Below are 1,260 nucleotides of genomic sequence, written 5' to 3' on the forward strand. Positions count from 1 at the left end.
AGGGCCGGATCGATCAGGTCGGGCCGGTTGGTGGCGCCGAGCACCACGACGTCGCGCAGCGGTTCGACCCCGTCGAGTTCGGTGAGCAGGGCGGCCACCACCCGGTCGGTGACGCCGGAGTCGGAGCTCTGCCCGCGGCGCGGGGCGAGCGCGTCGATCTCGTCGAGGAACACCAGCGCCGGTGCGGAGTTGCGGGCCCGCTGGAACAGCTCCCGCACGGCCTTCTCCGAGGCGCCCACCCATTTGTCCATCAGCTCGGCGCCCTTGACGGCGTGCACGCTCAGCTGTCCCGAGCTGGCCAGCGCGCGCACCAGGAAGGTCTTGCCGCAACCCGGTGGCCCGTAGAGCAGTACACCGCGCGGCGGCTCGACGCCGAGGCGGGCGAACGAGTCGGGGTGGTGCAACGGCCACAGCACCGCCTCCGTGAGCGACTGTTTGGTGTCGACCATGTCGCCGACGTCGTCGAGGGTGACGCTGCCGATGGCCAGCTCCTCGGTGCCCGATCGCGACAGCGGGCGGATCACCTCGAGCGCACCGAGCAGGTCATCCTGAGTGAGCCTCGGCTCGGTGTCGTCGCGGCTCGCCCGCGCCGCCGCCCGCAGCGCCGCCTCCCGGCACAGGGCGGCCAGGTCGGCGACGACGAAGCCGGGCGCGCGGGCGGCGACGGCGTCGAGCGAGAGGGTGTCGGTGGGCACCCGGCGCAGCAGCACGTCGAGCAGGGCGCGACGGGTGGCGCCGTCGGGCAGGGGCAGGGCCAGTTCCCGGTCGCAGATCTCGGGAGAGCGGACCCGCGAGTCCACCTCGGTGGGGTGCGCCGTGGTCGCGACGAGCGCGACCCCGACGGTGTCGACGGCGCGGCGCAGCTGGTCGAGGATCAGCGCCGACACCGGTTCGGGGTCGGCGGGCAGCAGGGCGTCGATGTCGGTGACGAGCAGGACCCCGCCGGGGGCCAGGTCGGCGACGGCGGTGGTCACGCGGCGCAGCCGATCGTCGGCGGCAGTGGCGCCCACGCTCGGCCCGTCGAGCTCGACGACGCGACGGCCGGCGAGGACTGCGCGGGCGAGGGTGGCCTTGCCGACGCCGGCGGGCCCGGTGATCAGCACTCCGAGGTGGGGGGAGGCGCCGAGGGTGCGCAGCAGTTCGGGCTCGTCGAGGGCCAGCTTCAGCCACTCGGTGAGCCTGCCGGCCTGGGTCTGCACGCCGACCAGGTCCTCCACCGGTGGCGGCGGCGGTGCGGGGATCGCGGGCCGGGCCGACGGG

At 75.1% G+C, this 1,260-nt stretch carries 1 protein-coding gene; it reads right to left on the minus strand.

Annotation, left to right across the window (positions count from 1 at the left end; translation table 11 throughout):
- Positions 1-1,260, minus strand: a 1,260-nt coding sequence (locus tag CQZ88_RS26250; RefSeq protein ID WP_258008804.1) for an AAA family ATPase, incomplete at both ends; no start/stop codon positions are given.

The sequence above is a fragment of the Rhodococcus sp. ENV425 genome (assembly GCF_002887785.1).
GTDB classification, from domain to species: Bacteria; Actinomycetota; Actinomycetes; order Mycobacteriales; family Mycobacteriaceae; genus Rhodococcus; species Rhodococcus aetherivorans.